The 15,168-nt window shown below is 65.2% G+C and carries 16 protein-coding genes; 9 read left to right on the top strand and 7 right to left on the bottom strand.

Annotated elements, in window-relative coordinates; all coding sequences use genetic code 11:
- The 3 genes from B3E94_RS15045 to B3E94_RS15035 all read left to right on the top strand — a co-directional run.
- On the top strand, positions 1-183 hold a 183-nt coding region (locus B3E94_RS15045; protein ID WP_349681709.1), incomplete at its 5' end, for an ATP-binding protein.
- Positions 177-1,511 carry a sigma-54-dependent transcriptional regulator gene (locus B3E94_RS15040; protein WP_176517270.1) on the top strand — a complete coding sequence of 445 codons (1,335 nt, stop codon included), beginning with the start codon at positions 177-179 and terminating at the stop codon, positions 1,509-1,511. The genes B3E94_RS15045 and B3E94_RS15040, both read left to right, overlap by 7 nt.
- Before the next feature lie 232 nt (positions 1,512-1,743).
- Positions 1,744-3,063, top strand: a complete 1,320-nt coding sequence (locus B3E94_RS15035; protein WP_176517269.1) for an MFS transporter — start codon at positions 1,744-1,746, stop codon at positions 3,061-3,063.
- Between the two features lie 157 nt (positions 3,064-3,220).
- Here B3E94_RS15035 and B3E94_RS15030 read toward each other — a convergent pair whose 3' ends face one another.
- On the bottom strand, positions 3,221-3,973 hold the full coding sequence (locus B3E94_RS15030; RefSeq protein WP_176517268.1) for a hypothetical protein: 753 nt from the start codon (positions 3,971-3,973) through the stop codon (positions 3,221-3,223).
- 342 nt (positions 3,974-4,315) lie between these two features.
- Here B3E94_RS15030 and B3E94_RS15025 point away from each other — a divergent pair, with 342 nt between their 5' ends.
- Positions 4,316-4,642, top strand: a complete 327-nt coding sequence (locus B3E94_RS15025; RefSeq protein WP_286914116.1) for a hypothetical protein — start codon at positions 4,316-4,318, stop codon at positions 4,640-4,642.
- A 116-nt stretch (positions 4,643-4,758) separates the two neighbouring features.
- Complete coding sequence (locus B3E94_RS15020; RefSeq protein WP_176517266.1) at positions 4,759-5,364, top strand: flavin reductase family protein; 606 nt, start codon at positions 4,759-4,761, stop codon at positions 5,362-5,364.
- Here B3E94_RS15020 and B3E94_RS15015 read toward each other — a convergent pair whose 3' ends face one another.
- Positions 5,365-5,598 carry a hypothetical protein gene (locus B3E94_RS15015; protein ID WP_286914115.1) on the bottom strand — a complete coding sequence of 78 codons (234 nt, stop codon included), beginning with the start codon at positions 5,596-5,598 and terminating at the stop codon, positions 5,365-5,367.
- A gap of 56 nt (positions 5,599-5,654) precedes the next feature.
- Complete coding sequence (locus B3E94_RS15010; protein ID WP_176517264.1) at positions 5,655-5,948, bottom strand: putative quinol monooxygenase; 294 nt, start codon at positions 5,946-5,948, stop codon at positions 5,655-5,657.
- Positions 5,949-6,150: 202 nt separating this feature from the next.
- On the opposite strand from B3E94_RS15010, the gene B3E94_RS15005 reads away from it, so the two are divergent.
- Positions 6,151-7,071 carry an AraC family transcriptional regulator gene (locus tag B3E94_RS15005; protein WP_176517263.1) on the top strand — a complete coding sequence of 307 codons (921 nt, stop codon included), beginning with the start codon at positions 6,151-6,153 and terminating at the stop codon, positions 7,069-7,071.
- Here B3E94_RS15005 and B3E94_RS15000 read toward each other — a convergent pair whose 3' ends face one another.
- Entirely contained in the window at positions 7,072-8,709 is a 1,638-nt protein-coding gene (locus tag B3E94_RS15000) for a 5-guanidino-2-oxopentanoate decarboxylase (protein WP_286914114.1), read from the bottom strand.
- Between the two features lie 114 nt (positions 8,710-8,823).
- Between B3E94_RS15000 and B3E94_RS14995 the strand changes: the two genes are divergently transcribed.
- Positions 8,824-9,699 (top strand): LysR substrate-binding domain-containing protein, encoded by an 876-nt coding sequence (locus B3E94_RS14995; protein ID WP_286914113.1) that lies wholly within the window; start codon positions 8,824-8,826, stop codon positions 9,697-9,699.
- 128 nt (positions 9,700-9,827) lie between these two features.
- On the opposite strand, the gene B3E94_RS14990 is transcribed toward B3E94_RS14995, so the two are convergent.
- Entirely contained in the window at positions 9,828-10,442 is a 615-nt protein-coding gene (locus B3E94_RS14990; RefSeq protein ID WP_286914112.1) for an NAD(P)-dependent oxidoreductase, read from the bottom strand.
- 27 nt (positions 10,443-10,469) lie between these two features.
- A complete protein-coding gene (locus B3E94_RS14985) occupies positions 10,470-11,345 on the bottom strand; it encodes an MBL fold metallo-hydrolase (protein ID WP_286914111.1) in 876 nt (291 codons plus the stop codon).
- A 103-nt stretch (positions 11,346-11,448) separates the two neighbouring features.
- Between B3E94_RS14985 and B3E94_RS14980 the strand changes: the two genes are divergently transcribed.
- Positions 11,449-12,348 (top strand): LysR family transcriptional regulator, encoded by a 900-nt coding sequence (locus B3E94_RS14980; protein ID WP_286914109.1) that lies wholly within the window; start codon positions 11,449-11,451, stop codon positions 12,346-12,348.
- Positions 12,349-12,361: 13 nt separating this feature from the next.
- On the opposite strand, the gene B3E94_RS14975 is transcribed toward B3E94_RS14980, so the two are convergent.
- Positions 12,362-13,231: an isocitrate lyase/PEP mutase family protein gene (locus B3E94_RS14975; protein ID WP_176517257.1), complete on the bottom strand. Its 870-nt coding sequence runs from the start codon at positions 13,229-13,231 to the stop codon at positions 12,362-12,364.
- Between the two features lie 452 nt (positions 13,232-13,683).
- Between B3E94_RS14975 and B3E94_RS14970 the strand changes: the two genes are divergently transcribed.
- Positions 13,684-15,135: an MDR family MFS transporter gene (locus B3E94_RS14970; protein WP_286914108.1), complete on the top strand. Its 1,452-nt coding sequence runs from the start codon at positions 13,684-13,686 to the stop codon at positions 15,133-15,135.
- Positions 15,136-15,168: the final 33 nt, after the last annotated feature.

Here is a 15,168-nt window from a genome sequence, read left to right as displayed (position 1 = left end):
GACCTGGCCAAGGTCTTCGACCCGTTCTTCACCACCAAGCCGGTGGGCGAAGGCCTCGGCCTGGGCCTGGCCATTTCCTATGGCATCATCATCGATGCCGGCGGCCAGCTGCAGGCCGAGAACCTGCCAGGCGGCGCCCGCCTGAGCCTTGCCCTGCCCCGTGACCTGGAGCCTGTATGTTGAATTCGGTGATCGTCGTCGATGATGAAGCGAGCATCCGCAGCGCCGTCGAACAGTGGTTGAGCCTGTCCGGCTTCAGCGTGCAGCTGTACGCCCGCGCCGAGGAATGCCTGGCACACCTGCCGCGGCATTTTCCCGGGGTGATCATCAGCGATGTACGCATGCCCGGCATGGGCGGCCTGCAGTTGCTCGAACGCCTGCAGGCCGATGACCCGGACCTGCCGGTGATCCTGCTGACCGGCCATGGCGATGTGCCAATGGCGGTGGAGGCCATGCGCAACGGGGCCTACGACTTCCTGGAAAAACCCTTCACCCCGCAGCATCTGCTGGGCAGCCTGCGCCGGGCCCTGGAGAAACGCCAGCTGGTGCTGGAGAACCGCCGCCTGCATGAACAGGCCGACCTCAAGTCGCGCCTGGAAGCCACCCTGCTGGGGATGTCCCAGGGCCTGCAGCAGCTGCGCCGCCAGGTGCTGGACCTGGCCAACCTGCCGGTCAATGTGCTGATCCGGGGCGAGACCGGCAGCGGCAAGGAACGCGTCGCCCGCTGCCTGCACGACTTCGGCCCACGGGCTGGCAAGCCCTTCGTCGCGCTCAACTGCGCGGCGATCCCCGAGTCGCTGTTCGAGGCCGAGCTGTTCGGCCACGAGAGCGGCGCCTTCACCGGGGCGCAAGGCAAGCGCATCGGCAAGCTGGAATACGCCAATGGCGGCACGGTGTTTCTCGACGAGATCGAAAGCATGCCCTTGGCCCAGCAAGCCAAATTGCTGCGCGTGATCCAGGAACAGAAACTGGAGCGGCTGGGGGCCAACCAGAGCATCAGCGTCGACTTGCGGATCATCGCCGCCACCAAGCCCGACCTGCTCGAGGAGGCGCGCGCCGGGCGTTTTCGCGAAGACCTGGCCTATCGCCTGAACGTCGCCGAACTGCGCCTGGCACCGCTGCGCGAACGGCGCGAGGACATCCCGTTGTTGTTCGAGCATTTCGCCCGAGCGGCAGCCGAAAAGCTCGGCCGCAGCGCACCGCCGCTGGCCGGGGCGCAATTGGCCCAGCTGCTGTCGCACGACTGGCCGGGCAATGTGCGCGAGCTGGCCAATGCGGCGGAGCGGCATGCCCTGGGCCTGGGTTCGCCGAGCCTGGAGGGTGCGCCCGCCAGCCAGTCACTGGCCGAACAGATCGAAGCTTTCGAGGCGCAATGCCTGCGCGCGGCGCTGCGTGCGCACAAGGGTGAGATCAAGGGCGTGATGGAAGCGCTGCAGCTGCCACGGCGGACATTGAACGAGAAGATGCAGCGCCATGGCTTGGTGCGCGAGGATTTCGTCTCGCGCGAATAAGCGGAAATCCGCCTATTGGGCGCATTCGATGAGCGGGAAACCGCTTATCCTCGGGTTTTTCGGAGCTGCTTTGCAGCCCATCGCGGCCAAGCCCGCGCCTACGCAGTACGCGCCACACGTGGGCTGATGCCCTCGAATGGATCGCTGTGCACCCAATTGGCACAGCTCGTGCAAAACCCTTCTCAAGCTGCGCCCAGGCGCGCTCCACAAAAACAACGAGAAGGTATCCCTGATGGATAACGCCACCTCCCTGCCCGCCGGGGCGGCCATCGCGCCCGCCGCAGAAAAAACCACCGCCAGCCGCCTCAAGTCGATCTTCAGTGGCTCCATCGGCAACATGGTCGAATGGTACGACTGGTACGTCTACGCCGCATTCTCGCTGTACTTCGCCAAGGCCTTCTTCCCCGCCGGCGACTCCACCGCGCAACTGCTCAACACCGCCGCGATCTTCGCCGTGGGCTTCCTCATGCGCCCGATCGGTGGCTGGCTGATGGGCCTGTACGCCGACCGCAAGGGCCGCAAGGCCGCACTGATGGCCTCGGTATTGCTGATGTGCGCAGGCTCGCTGGTCATCGCCCTGACCCCAGGCTATGAAACCATCGGCGTGGCTGCCCCGGTGCTGCTGGTCATCGCCCGCCTGATGCAAGGCCTGTCGGTGGGTGGCGAATACGGCACCTCGGCCACCTACCTCAGCGAAATGGCCAGCAAGGACCGCCGCGGCTTCTTCTCCAGCTTCCAGTACGTGACGCTGATCTCCGGCCAGCTCATCGCCCTGGCGGTGCTGATCGTGCTGCAGCAGACCCTGACCACCGAGCAGCTGTATGCCTGGGGCTGGCGCGTACCCTTCGTGATCGGCGCGCTGTGCGCGGTGGTTGCCCTGTACCTGCGCCGCGGCATGGAAGAAACCGCCTCCTTCACCAAGAAGGAAAAGGCCAAGGAAAGCCTGATGCGCACCTTGATGCGCCACCCCAAGGAACTGATGACCGTGGTCGGCCTGACCATGGGCGGTACCCTGGCCTTCTACACCTACACCACCTACATGCAGAAGTACCTGGTCAACACCGTGGGCATGAGCATCAGCGACTCGACCACCATCTCGGCGGCCACGCTGTTCCTGTTCATGTGCCTGCAGCCGGTCATCGGCGGCCTCTCGGACAAGATCGGCCGGCGCCCGATCCTGATCGCCTTCGGCGTGCTCGGCACCCTGTTCACCGTGCCGATCCTCAGCACCCTGCACACCATCCAGACCTGGTGGGGTGCGTTCTTCCTGATCATGGCGGCGCTGATCATCGTCAGCGGCTACACCTCGATCAACGCCGTGGTCAAGGCCGAGCTGTTCCCCACCGAGATCCGCGCCCTGGGCGTCGGCCTGCCGTATGCGCTGACTGTCTCGATCTTCGGCGGCACCGCCGAGTACGTGGCCCTGTGGTTCAAGAGCGCGGGCATGGAAAGCGGCTTCTACTGGTATGTGACTGCGTGCATCGCCTGCTCGCTGCTGGTGTACGCGACCATGAAGGACACCAAGCAGCATTCGCGGATTACCACTGACTGACGGTGATTGCGGTTAAAAAAAGGCGCTCCGTATGAACGGGGCGCCTTTTTTTTGAGGCCTGAAAACCTCGATGCATGCGAATGAGCCGATTAAAAGCGCTATTCGGCTCATTTTGTGAGCCGAATAGCCGGCCTAATCGGCTCATCCCCTCGTTTACTCAGGACATCTCCAACGCCTGACGCGGCTCACGGCGCTGGTACCAGGTCGCCATCAGCACCAGCACCAGCAGCACGCCGCCCAATACGGCGGAAGAGCCGATGGTGCCGAAGTCCAGGCCGCCTTTCTCGTGCGGCTTGGTCAGGAAGTCGCCCAGGGTGGCGCCAAACGGGCGGGTCAGTACGAAGGCGACCCAGAACAGCACCACGCCGGGGATGCGCGTCCAGTAGCGGGCCAGCACCACCAGGGCGATGGCGCTGCCGATCAGCAGGGCACCGCCGGCAAAGCCCAGGCCCGAATCATCGGCCAGGTAGTCGCCCAGCGCCGTACCCAGGGTGTTGGAGAACAGGATCGCCACCCAGTAGAACAGCTCACCCGTGCGCGTCTTGATGCGGGTGACGTCCAGCGGGTTGCCGCTCAGGCGCCAGACCAGGAAGGTCAGCAAGAGGATGCCGATGAGGATCGCCGAACCCGCTGCATAACCCAGGCCCAGGGTGCGGTCCATGAAGTCGGACATGGTGGTGCCGGCGGTGCTGGTGGAGAGGATCACCAGCCAGTAAAGCATCGGGTGATAGCGGCGCGAGTAAAGCTGGCCGAGCAAGGTCAGCAGGAACACGCTGATCAGCAGCATCGAGCTGACGGCATAGCCAACGTTCAGGGTCATCGACAGCAGGTCGCCGGCCGTCTCGCCCAGGGTGGTTGCGCAGATCTTCATGACCCAGAAGGCCAGGGTGATTTGCGGGAGTTTGTTCATTGTTTGCCGCTCCGGGAAAAGGTGCGGCGATGGTGATCAGCGGTACCTGAAAAATCGGTTGGCGGTATATGAAAAAAGCGTTGATCCCCTAATTGCCTACGCATTCAGGCGCCTTAACCCCTGATTAATGCCACCACGGCATCCTGCCTGTGCTGACAAAAGCGAACTGCTCCGCGGATACGCACCAGGCCATACCTGCTGCGAACTCACGATAGGGGCACCCTTAAACATCGATTAAACCGATTATTTAACGCCAATTTTTGCGCTTTTTAATCGATTTAATCGGCGTAGCATTAAACCCATAGAAACAAGCAACCTCTCGAACCCAACGGAGCAACGACCATGAAAAATAAACTGATCCTTACCCTGGCCTTCTCGGTTTTCGCCACTGGCGCCTTCGCCGAAGATGGCTTCGACCGCACCAACGCCCACAGCTTCGCAGCGGCCCAGAGCCAAGCGGCCACTTACGCTGAAGATGGTTTTGATCGCACTGGCGCACAACGTTTCGCCGAAGACGGCTTCGATCACACCGGCGCACAGCGCTTCGCCGAAGACGGCTTCGACCGCACCGGCGCTCAGCGCTTCGCCGAAGACGGCTTCGACCGCACCGGCGCCCAGCGCTTTGCCGAAGATGGTTTCGACCGCACCAACGCCCACCGCATCAGCTGATCCCTGATGCGAGCAACCCGCCCGGCCCCGGCCGGGCTTGATCATTCCCAGGCGGGAACAAGCTTGGCACACTAGGCGCCTCGTCCCCTCTGGAGGTAGGGCCACAAGCCCCACAGATGTACTACTACGAACCCGCCAAAGGCCACGGCCTGCCCCACGATCCGTTCAACGCCATTGTCGGCCCGCGCCCGATCGGCTGGATCTCCTCCCAGGACCGCGAAGGCCGCCTGAACCTTGCGCCCTACAGCTTCTTCAACGCCTTCAACTACATCCCACCGATCATCGGCTTCTGCAGCGTCGGGCGCAAAGACAGCCTGAACAATATCGAGCAGACCGGCGAGTTCGTCTGGAACCTGGCCACCCGCCCTCTGGCCGAAGCCATGAACCAGAGCTGCGCAGCCGTACCGGCAGAGGTGAACGAGTTCGACCTGAGCGGCTTGACCGCAACCCCGTCGAGCCTGGTCAAGGTGCCCCGCGTGGGCGAAACCCCGGTGGCCTTCGAATGCAAGGTGAGCCAGATCGTCCAACTCAAGCGGGCTGACCAGGAATTGGTGCCGAGCTGGCTGATCCTTGGCGAGGTGGTGGCCGTGCACATCGCCGAGCACCTGCTCAAGGACGGCATCTACGACACCGCGGCCGCCGAGCCGATCTTGCGCGGCGGTGGCCCGGCGGACTACTTCGAACTCGGCAACCTGTTCAAGATGCGCAGGCCGCAGGTGTGATCACCAGATCAGTTCGCCTTCTTCGCCCACGCCATTGAGGCGTTGCAACTCGGCGCCGGCGGCCTCGTCGGCCGCCGTGGCGCTGCTGAACACCTGGCCATCGAGCACCTTGTGAAAGCGCGGCGCACCGCCCATGTTCAGGGCCTTGACCGCGATGGCGGCGTTGTAGCCACCGCCTTGCACCGGGACCATCGCCGAAACCGCTTCGAAATGCGGGAATTCTCTACGTGCCATGTCGCTATCCGCGTCGTTGATCGAGGGGCGGCATTCTACCCCGTGCAGCGGGGCATTCAATCGAAGGTATGCAGGTCGAGGCTGCTGACCACCTGGGCCTGCACCAGCTCGCCGAATACCTCCAGGGTTGGCGAGGCGAAGTAGCCGCTCATCGCCTGCTGGTCGCACCAGCTGCCGCTGAGCAGCCACAGGTCGGCGTCGGCCTGCGAGCGCTGCACGCTGAAACTCAGGCAGCCCGGGGTGCGCAACGAAGGCTCGAGCAAGTCGCGCAGGCGCGCGCCGAGCTCTGCCGAACGGCCGTTGCTGGCGCGGATGAAAGCCAAGTGAGTGACCGGTTGTCGTAGGGCCATTGCACGATCTCCTTGAAGCACACGGACGGAAAAACCAGGCTGCCAAGGTTAGGGGCTGGCCCGCGCGGCGCGTTAGGCCATTACTGCACGTCGATTGCCTGATTCTGCCGCGTGGCAGGATCAGGCAATCGACGTGCAGCTTTCGACTAGCGCCGGCCATTGCCCAAACCTATGCTGCGTCGGTCAGCAGAGGAAAGCCATCATGACCACCGCCCCGTCCCTCGACCCGACCCTGGAAGTGCAACGCCAGGAGCTGGCCGAGCTGATCCGCCGACATGCCGGCGAACCCCATGGCCCGGCCTCGGCCATCGACGACTTGTACCTGGTGCGCTACACCGAAAACGTGCGGTCGGTGCCGACCCTGGCGCAACCGGCCCTGTGCATCCTCGCCCAGGGCAGCAAGAGCCTGTTCCTGGGCGATGAGCAATACGCCTACGACCCGCTGCACTACATGGTGGTTTCGGTGACCTTGCCGTTGAGCGGCGTCAAGCTCGACGCCAGCCCGGAGCAGCCCAGCCTTGGCCTGCGCCTGGACCTCGACCCGGCCGAGATCAGCCAGCTGATTGCCGAAAGCGGGCCGATGCTGGTGCCCAGCCTGCCCTCGGGGCGCGGCCTGTACGTGGAAAGGACCGATCCGCAGATGCTCGATGCCCTGCTGCGCCTGATCCGCCTGCTGGATACGCCGCGCGACATTGCCATGCTGGCACCGCTGTTTCGCCGGGAAATCCTCTACCGCCTGCTGCGTGGGCCGCAGGGCTACCGCCTGTATGAAATCGCCCTGGCCAACAGCCAGACGCACCGGGTGTGCCAGGCCATCACCTGGCTCAACCAGAACTTCCAGCAACCGCTGCGCATCGAAGACCTGGCGCGGGAGGTCAACCTCAGCACCTCGACCTTGCACCACCGGTTCAAGGCCGTGACGTCGATGAGCCCGCTGCAGTATCAGAAACAGCTGCGCCTGCAGGAGGCGCGGCGGCTGATGCTCAATGACGGGCTGGAAGCGGCGGTGGCGGGCTATCGGGTGGGGTATGAAAGCCCGTCACAGTTCAGCCGGGAGTACAGCCGGCTGTACGGGGCGCCGCCGATTCGCGATGTGGCGCGGTTGCGCGCCAGTGCCGGCTGATCAGCCGGCTACCGCCGCCTGCCAGCGGTTCTGGTCCACCTCGATCAAGGTCGGCCCTTTGCGCTCTGCGGCACGCCCCAGGGCAGCCTGCAATTGCTGCACGTCGGCAACCGCCTCGGCCTCGGCCCCCAGTGCCTTGGCCACGCCAATGAAGTCCGGCGTGTGGATGTCCACCCCGACCGGTTCGATGGCACGGTTGACCATGTACTTCTTGATCTCCTCATAGCCCTGGTTATTCCACAGCAGCACGATCAGCGGCACCTGCGCCTCCACCGCGCTGGCCAGCTCCGGCAGGGTGAACTGCAGGCCACCATCGCCAATCAGGCACACCGCAGGCGCGCGCTCGGCCAGCTGTTCGGCACTGCCCAGCCAGGCGCCCATCGCCGCAGGCAGCGCATAGCCCAGGGTGCCGTAGCCGGTCGAGGCGTTGAACCAGCGCCGGGGCGCGGGCATGTCCAGGGTCAGGTTGCCGGTGTACACCGGCTGGGTCGAATCCCCCACCAGGATGGCATTGGGCAGGCGCTCGAGGATGCTGGTCAGCAGGCGTGTCTGGCTCAGGGTCGGCTGGTCCCAGCTGGCCGCCAGGGTGTCGCGCAGCAGCTGTGCACGCGCCGCGCCCCACTGGCTGTCATGGGCTGGGGCTGGCAACACCTGCAAGGCGTCCAGCAACGCCTGCGCGGCCAGCTCGGCATCGGCGACCAAGGCCAGCTCCGGCAGGTAATTGCGCACGGTCTGGTCCGGGTCGATGTCGACCCGCAGCAGGCTGCCGGGGATCTCGAAGCCACCTTTGAACGTCACGTCGTAATCGGTTTCGCCAAGCTCGGTGCCGATAGCCAGCACCACGTCGGCTTCGGCCACCAGCGCGCGGGTGGCCACCAGCGACTGGGTCGAGCCGATCTGCAGCGGGTGCTCGGCCGGCAACAGGCCTTTGGCGTTGATGGTCAGCGCCACCGGCGCCTGCAGGTACTCGGCCAGGCGCGCCAGCGGCGCACCGGCGGCCAAGGCGCCGCCACCGGCGAGGATCAGCGGCTTGCGTGCCTTGGCCAGGCGTTCGGCCATCTGCGCCACGGCCTGCGGCGCCGCGCCTGCGCGGCTGCTGCGCACCGGGCGGCCCGGCAGCAGGTGGTCGGCGGGCTCCACCAGCACATCCAGCGGGATTTCGATGTGCACCGGGCGCGGGCGCGCGCCGTCGAACACGGCAAAGGCGCGAGCCAGTACCTGCGGCAGGTCGTCGGCGCTCATCAGCGTCTGCGAGAAGGCCGCCACACCGGCCACCAGCGCGCCCTGGTTGGGCAGCTCGTGCAGCTTGCCTCGGCCACCGCCCAGTTGATCACGCGACTGCACGCTGGAAATCACCAGCATGGGGATCGAGTCGGCATAGGCCTGGCCCATGGCAGTGGTGATGTTGGTCATGCCGGGGCCGGTGATGATGAAGCACACGCCGGGTTTGCCACGGGTACGTGCGTAGCCATCAGCCATGAAGCCGGCGCCCTGCTCGTGGCGCGGGGTGATGTGGCGGATGGATGAAGCCGCCAGGCCTCGGTACAGCTCCACGGTGTGCACACCGGGAATGCCGAAGACATGGTCCACACCATAGCCTTCAAGGAGTTTGACCAGTACTTCGCCGCAGGTTGCCATGGGTTTCACCTTGCATCTTGTTGGAGATCTGCCCCCATTGGACCCAACCCGCGGCTATCGCCACAATGCAAAAAAACACATACTAGCCATGTCCTGTAATCATGGCTTATCGCAATGAAACGCCTACCGCCCCTGCCCGCCCTGCATACGTTTCTGGTCACCGCCCAGCACTGCAATTTCACCCGCGCCGCCCAGAAGCTGCATATCACCCAGGGCGCGGTCAGCCGGCAGATTGCCGGGCTCGAAGAGCACCTGGGCTATGCCCTGTTCCAGCGCCAGGCGCGTGGCCTGAGCCTGACCCGCGAGGGGCAGGACTGGCTGCCGCGGGTGCAACAGGTATTTGCATTGATCGAGCAAGGCGTGCGCGAGGTGGGTGGGCGCAGCGCCACCTTGCAGCTCAAGGCGCCGACCTGCGTGATGCGCTGGCTGCTGCCGCGCCTGATGGAATGGCAGGCGCTGCGCCCGGACGTGCCGGTGGAGCTGACCACCACGGTGCAGCACGGCGTGGATTTTCGCCGCGAGGGCTTCGATGCGGCGGTGGTCTATGGCGACGCGCCGAATCATGGGCTGCACGTGCGCAAGCTGTTCGACGAACAACTGACCCCTGTGTGTGCGCCCTCGCTGCTGGCGGGGCCTGTGCCGCTGAGGGAGGTCGCCGACCTCAAGCGCCATATGCTGCTGCACCCCTCGCGCGATGAGCATGACTGGCGGCTATGGCTGCAGGCCGCAGGTGCCGCCCTGGATGGCCAAGGGCCCAGGCAGCATTTCGAAACCCTGGACATGGCCATGGCGATGGCCTCGCAGGGGACCGGCGTGGCCATTGGTGATCGGGCGCTGATCGGCGACGACCTCAACAGCGGCAGGCTGTGCATGCCGTTCGGGCTCAAGGTGCTGACGGGCAAGGGCTATTACCTGGCGTGTCAGCCGAGGAACGTGCCGGCGGGGCTGGTCGAGTTGATGGATTGGTTGCAGGGCCGGGCTGAGCAGTAAAGAGCCAGGCAGCCCCTTGTGGGAGCCGGCTTGCCGGCGATGAGGCCAGGGCAGGCAACGCCGGCTCGCCTGTGCGGGCCCTATCGCCGGCAAGCCGGCTCCCACAGAGAGGGTGGAGCAGCGCCGGCTCAGTAGCCGACGGTGAACCGCTGCCGCGAGTGCGCCGGTTTTTCCAGCTCATCGATCATCGCGATGGCGTAGTCGGCAAAGCTGATCCAGCTCTTACCATCGGCGCCGATCAGCAAATGGTCCTTGCCCAAGGTGTAGTGCCCGGTGCGCTCGCCTTCGACGAACTCCGCCGACGGCGAGAGGAAGGTCCAGTCCAGGTTCTGCTCCTGGCGCAATTGCTCAAGGAACCTTGCCCCGGCACTCGCTTCAGCCTTGTAGGCCTCTGGAAAGTCCGGGCTGTCGATGACCCGGTGCCCGGAAGGCAGCAGCAGGCTGCCGGCGCCGCCCACCACCAGCAGGCGCTTGACCCCGGCCCGCTTGACCGGCTCGATGATCGCGTGCGGCTCGATGGTGGCGAAATGTGCCGCGCTCAGCACCGCGTCCACTCCTGCCAGTGCCTTTTGCAGCGCCGCGCTGTCGGTGACATCCAGCGCCTGTACCGTAACCCCCGCCCGGCCCTGCAGCCGTGAAGGGTCACGGGCAATGGCCAGCACACTGTGCCCGCGGCGCAGGGCTTCTTCCAGCAGTTGGCTGCCAGCCCGGCCGGTAGCGCCGATGATTGCAATCTTGCTCATGGGAAACACTCCATCAAGTGAACGGAATTACCACTTCATCTCGCCCTTGGCGACCTTGGCGCTGAGCTCCAGCGAGCTTTCATCGGCAAGGCCCGGGTAACGCTTGCTCATGGCCGCGACCAACGCCCCGGCATCTTTTGCCTTGGCGGTTTCGGCATCGAAGTCACGAATGTAGTTCGCGGTGAAGCGCACTGCCTCCAGCGAACGGCTGCTTTGGCCCATGAAGTGGCCGGGGATGACCGTGCGCGGCGCCAGCTTTTCGATCTGCGCCAGCGTGCCGAGCCAGTCGGCATGGGACTTGGGCGACTGGGTGTCGGCCATCCACACATGAATGTTCTCTGCCACCACCACGCCGCCGACCACGGCCTTGATCGACGGGATCCAGACGAAACTGCGTTCAGGTTGCGGGCCATCCAGGCCCATCACCTCAAGGGCCTGGCCTTCCAGCAACAGCCGGTTGCCATCGAGTACCTGCGGCACCACCAGCCGGGCGGGTTTGTCGGCGCCCATCTGCGGGCCCCAGTAGGCCAGCTTGGCGTCCTTGGTCTGGCGGATATGCGCCACCGTGGCCGCCGAGGCCAGGACCTTGGCATCCGGGAAGGCCTGGGTCAGGGTGTCGAGGCCGAAGTAGTAGTCCGGGTCGCCATGGCTGATGTAGATGGTCGTCAACTGCTTGCCGCTGGCCCGCAGGCGCTGCACCAGCTGCTCGGCCTGGGCCTTGCCGAACTGGGCATCGACCAGGATCGCGTCCTTCTTGCCGGTCACGATCACCGAGCTGACCGGAAAGATCGCCTCGTGCCCGGGGTTGTAGACTTCAAGGTGCAGCGGCTCGGCCGCCAGCACCGGGCCGGTCAGCACTACACAGGCCAGCAACAGGCCGCGCAAAGGCGTGAAAAGAGACATCGCAAGCACTCACTCGTAGAAGAATGCCTCACAGCTTAGTTGCCCGATCCGTAACAAAAAATGCGATGCTCAGACATAGTTTGTTTCTGAAATCGGGCAAATCATGGACCGTCTTAACGCCATGCGCGTATTCGTCACCGTCGTCGACCTGGGCAGCCAATCGGCGGCGGCGGATCATCTGCAACTGTCACGGCCTGTGGTTTCACGCTATTTGGCCGAGCTGGAAGACTGCGTCGGCGCGCGGCTGATGCAGCGCACCACGCGCAAGCTGAGCCTGACCGCCGCCGGCCAGCAGACCTTGCCCCGCTGCCGCCAGCTGCTGGAGCTGGCCGGCGACCTGCAAACCGCCGTGCGCCAACCCGATGACGCGCCGCGCGGGCAGTTGCGCATCAGCGTCAGCACCTCGTTCGGCCAGGCACAGTTGGTGGACGCAGTGGCCGAGTATGTGCGCCGCTATCCCGGCGTGAAGGTGGAACTGCAGATGCTCGACCGCACCGTGAACCTGGTGGACGAGCGCATCGACCTGGCCATCCGCACCAGCAACGACCTGGACCCCAACCTGATCGCCCGGCGCCTGACCGTGTGCCGCTCGGTGGTGTGCGCGGCCCCGGCCTACCTGCGCGAACGCGGCACACCGCAGCGGGTCGAGGAGTTGAGCCAGCACAATTGCCTGACCCACGCCTACTTCGGCCACAGCCTCTGGCATTTCGAGGTGGACGGCCAGCAGGTCGCGGTGCCGGTGGACGGCAACATCAGCGCCAACGAAGCGATGACCTTGCAAAAGGCGGCGCTGGCTGGCGCGGGGGTCGCCATGCTGCCGACCTACCAGGCCGCGGCGGCGCTGCACAGCGGCGAGCTGGTGCGCCTGCTGCCCGAGGCGCGGCCACGGGAGCTGAACTTGAATGCGGTGTACACGTCTCGCAAGCACATGCCGGCAACCTTGCGCAGCATGCTGGACTTTCTCGCGCAGCGCTTCACCGCGGAGCCTGAGTGGGACCGCTAGCCGGCGGCGCCGGTCACTCCTCGACGCTCATGTATTCCTTGGCCCAGCGGATGTAGTCCTCAGGCTGGGTATAGGTGTGCGAGAGCTCGGTGGCGCTGAGGTTCTCGGACTTGTTCTGCTGGCCACGCTGCAGGCGCAGGCAATCGTAGGTGGCCTTGATCGAGGCGAAGTAGGCGGCGTGGCCGTCGACCACGATGCGCACGCCCAGGCGCGCCAGGCGCTCGTCGTCGCGCAGGTTGGGGTTGGCGTAGGTCACCAGCATCAGCGGCACGGTCAGGTGCTCGGCGATCTGCTCGAGCTGCTCGAAATCCTTCACCCCCACCATGCAGATACCGTCGGCGCCGGCCTTCTGGTAGCTCTGGGTGCGCACGATGATCTCTTCGGTGCTGAGCACGCCGGCATTGGTGCGGGCGATGATCGACAGCGAGGAATCGACCCGCGCCTCCAGCGCCGCGCGGATCTTGCCCACGCCCTCGTCCACCGGGATCAGGTCGGTGGACTTGCGCCCGAACTGGGCCGGCAGCAGGGTGTCCTCGATGGTCAGCGCGGCCACGCCGGCACGCTCGAGCTCGATGACCGTGCGCATCACATTGAGCGCATTGCCGTAGCCGTGGTCGGCGTCGGCCAGCACCGGCAGCTGAGCCACGCGGCCGATGCGGGTCGCCTGCTCGACGAATTCGCTGAGGGTGATCAGGGCGAAGTCCGGCGCTGCCAGTACCTGCAAGGATGCGACCGAACCGCCAAGAATGCCGACTTCGAAGCCCAGGTCGGCGGCAATGCGCGCCGACATCGGGTCGAACACCGAAGCTGTGTGGTAGCAGGCACCTGAAGCGAGCAGCTCGCGGAAGGCAAAACGCAGATCTTGATGGGAAGCCTTGGGCATGATCACTCCGCTAAATACGTGAAAATTGAACGGTTGCTACCGACCCCTGAATCGGGTCTACCTGACCTGTTCCAACCGTCGCCATCTGGGCGGTCATGCTCGACATGCAGGCAGAGGAATAAAAGGTGTGGGAGACAGCGACACGCAAACCGGCGGCTCTTGGTTGCACCAAGCTGGTGCGAGCCCCGGTTTTCAGCCTCTGCGGTACAGCCACGATATCACGCGGCCATGCAGCACTGGATGAATGCGCCAATGCCGATCTTGCATAGGGGATGCAGATAGTACATAGGAAGCTACCTAAGTCGGGTTACAATTCGATGGCCTCTTCGCGGGGCAAGCCCGCTCCCACAGTCATTGTGCCGTCTCAAGGACAGTGCAGTACCTGTGGGAGCGGGCTTGCCCCGCGAAGAGGCCGCTACAGGCAACCCACAGCCTATGACAAGGTAATTCCCGTGACCGCCGCCCTGCCCCCAACCGCCCTGCGCAACGTGCTCACCGCCTTGATGCTGGCGATCTTTCTCGGAGCCCTCGACCAGACCATCGTCGCCGTCTCCCTGCCCGCCATCTCGGCCCAGTTCAACGACGTTGGCCTGCTGGCCTGGGTGATCTCCGGCTACATGGTGGCGATGACCGTGGCCGTGCCCATCTACGGCAAGCTGGGCGACCTGTATGGCCGGCGGCGCATGATCCTCACTGGCATCAGCCTGTTCACCCTGGCCTCGATCGCCTGCGCGCTGGCCCAGGACATGCAGCAACTGGTGCTGGCGCGGGTGCTGCAAGGCATTGGCGCGGGGGGCATGGTTTCGGTGAGCCAGGCGATCATCGGCGACTTCGTGCCGCCGCGCGAGCGCGGCCGCTACCAGGGCTATTTCAGCAGCATGTACGCGGTGGCCAGCGTGGCCGGGCCGGTGCTCGGCGGCTGGCTGACCGCCTACCTGTCGTGGCGTTGGGTGTTCTGGGTCAATTTGCCGCTGGGGCTGGTTGCCCTGTGGGCCATCCGCCGCGCCCTGGCCGGCATGCCGGTGCAGCGCCGCCAGGCACGGGTGGACTATTTGGGTGCGCTGCTGCTGATCGTGGGCCTGGGCAGCCTGCTGCTGGGCATCACCCTGGTCGGCCAGGGCCATGCCTGGGCCGCGCCGCCGGTGCTGGCGCTGTTCGGCTGCGCCGGGCTTGGCCTGGTGCTGTTCATCCAGCATGAGCGGCGCTGCCAGGAACCCTTGCTGCCGCTGGGCCTGTTCGGCAACCGGGTCGCCGTGCTGTGCTGGGGAGTGATCTTTTTCGCCAGCTTCCAGTCGATCTCGCTGACCATGCTGATGCCCCTGCGCTACCAGGGCATCACCGGCGCCGGTGCCGACAGCGCCGCGCTGCACCTGCTGCCGCTGGCCATCGGGCTGCCCATTGGGGCCTTCACCGGCGGGCGCATGACCAGCTTCACCGGGCGTTACAAGCCACAGATTCTTGCCGGCGCGCTGATGATGCCGGTCGCCATCTTCGCCATGGCCATCACCCCGCCGCAGTCGGCGCTGCTCAGCGGCGTGTTCATGCTGCTGACCGGAGTCGCCTGTGGCCTGCAGTTCCCCACATCGCTGGTGGGCACGCAGAGCGCGGTGGACATCAAGGATATCGGCGTGGCCACCAGTACCACCAACCTGTTCCGCTCGCTGGGCGGCGCCATGGGCGTGGCGTGCATGTCCAGCCTGCTGCTGGCGCTGCTGCACCAGGGTGGCCTGGAAATACTGGGTAACCCGTTGCTGGGCAGCTTGCAGGCGGGCGCACCAGAACCTGCGACGCAGGCGCGGCTGCTGGAGAGCTTCCGCCACCTGCTGATGGGCAGCGCCGTGGTGTCCCTGCTCGGGTTGGTCGCGGCGTCGGTTTTGCCTGATAGGCAATTGCGAGGGCGATAGTGTTTAATTCCCCCTTAATCAATAAGGGAAACA

Origin of the sequence: Pseudomonas sp. UBA6315 (assembly GCF_002438125.1) — a bacterium.
Classification (GTDB): Bacteria; Pseudomonadota; Gammaproteobacteria; order Pseudomonadales; family Pseudomonadaceae; genus Aquipseudomonas; species Aquipseudomonas faucium.
This window is presented reverse-complemented; position numbering and strand designations above follow the sequence as displayed.

What these genes read in the sequence shown, in the direction of transcription:
- B3E94_RS15040 (WP_176517270.1), top strand. Translation starts at nt 177, where the DNA reads ATGTTGAATTCGGTGATCGTCGTCGATGATGAAGCGAGCATCCGCAGC.
- B3E94_RS15035 (WP_176517269.1), top strand. Translation starts at nt 1,744, where the DNA reads ATGGATAACGCCACCTCCCTGCCCGCCGGGGCGGCCATCGCGCCCGCC.
- B3E94_RS15030 (WP_176517268.1), bottom strand. Translation starts at nt 3,973, where the DNA reads ATGAACAAACTCCCGCAAATCACCCTGGCCTTCTGGGTCATGAAGATC.
- B3E94_RS15025 (WP_286914116.1), top strand. Translation starts at nt 4,316, where the DNA reads ATGAAAAATAAACTGATCCTTACCCTGGCCTTCTCGGTTTTCGCCACT.
- B3E94_RS15020 (WP_176517266.1), top strand. Translation starts at nt 4,759, where the DNA reads ATGTACTACTACGAACCCGCCAAAGGCCACGGCCTGCCCCACGATCCG.
- B3E94_RS15015 (WP_286914115.1), bottom strand. Translation starts at nt 5,598, where the DNA reads ATGGCACGTAGAGAATTCCCGCATTTCGAAGCGGTTTCGGCGATGGTC.
- B3E94_RS15010 (WP_176517264.1), bottom strand. Translation starts at nt 5,948, where the DNA reads ATGGCCCTACGACAACCGGTCACTCACTTGGCTTTCATCCGCGCCAGC.
- B3E94_RS15005 (WP_176517263.1), top strand. Translation starts at nt 6,151, where the DNA reads ATGACCACCGCCCCGTCCCTCGACCCGACCCTGGAAGTGCAACGCCAG.
- B3E94_RS15000 (WP_286914114.1), bottom strand. Translation starts at nt 8,709, where the DNA reads ATGGCAACCTGCGGCGAAGTACTGGTCAAACTCCTTGAAGGCTATGGT.
- B3E94_RS14995 (WP_286914113.1), top strand. Translation starts at nt 8,824, where the DNA reads ATGAAACGCCTACCGCCCCTGCCCGCCCTGCATACGTTTCTGGTCACC.
- B3E94_RS14990 (WP_286914112.1), bottom strand. Translation starts at nt 10,442, where the DNA reads ATGAGCAAGATTGCAATCATCGGCGCTACCGGCCGGGCTGGCAGCCAA.
- B3E94_RS14985 (WP_286914111.1), bottom strand. Translation starts at nt 11,345, where the DNA reads ATGTCTCTTTTCACGCCTTTGCGCGGCCTGTTGCTGGCCTGTGTAGTG.
- B3E94_RS14980 (WP_286914109.1), top strand. Translation starts at nt 11,449, where the DNA reads ATGGACCGTCTTAACGCCATGCGCGTATTCGTCACCGTCGTCGACCTG.
- B3E94_RS14975 (WP_176517257.1), bottom strand. Translation starts at nt 13,231, where the DNA reads ATGCCCAAGGCTTCCCATCAAGATCTGCGTTTTGCCTTCCGCGAGCTG.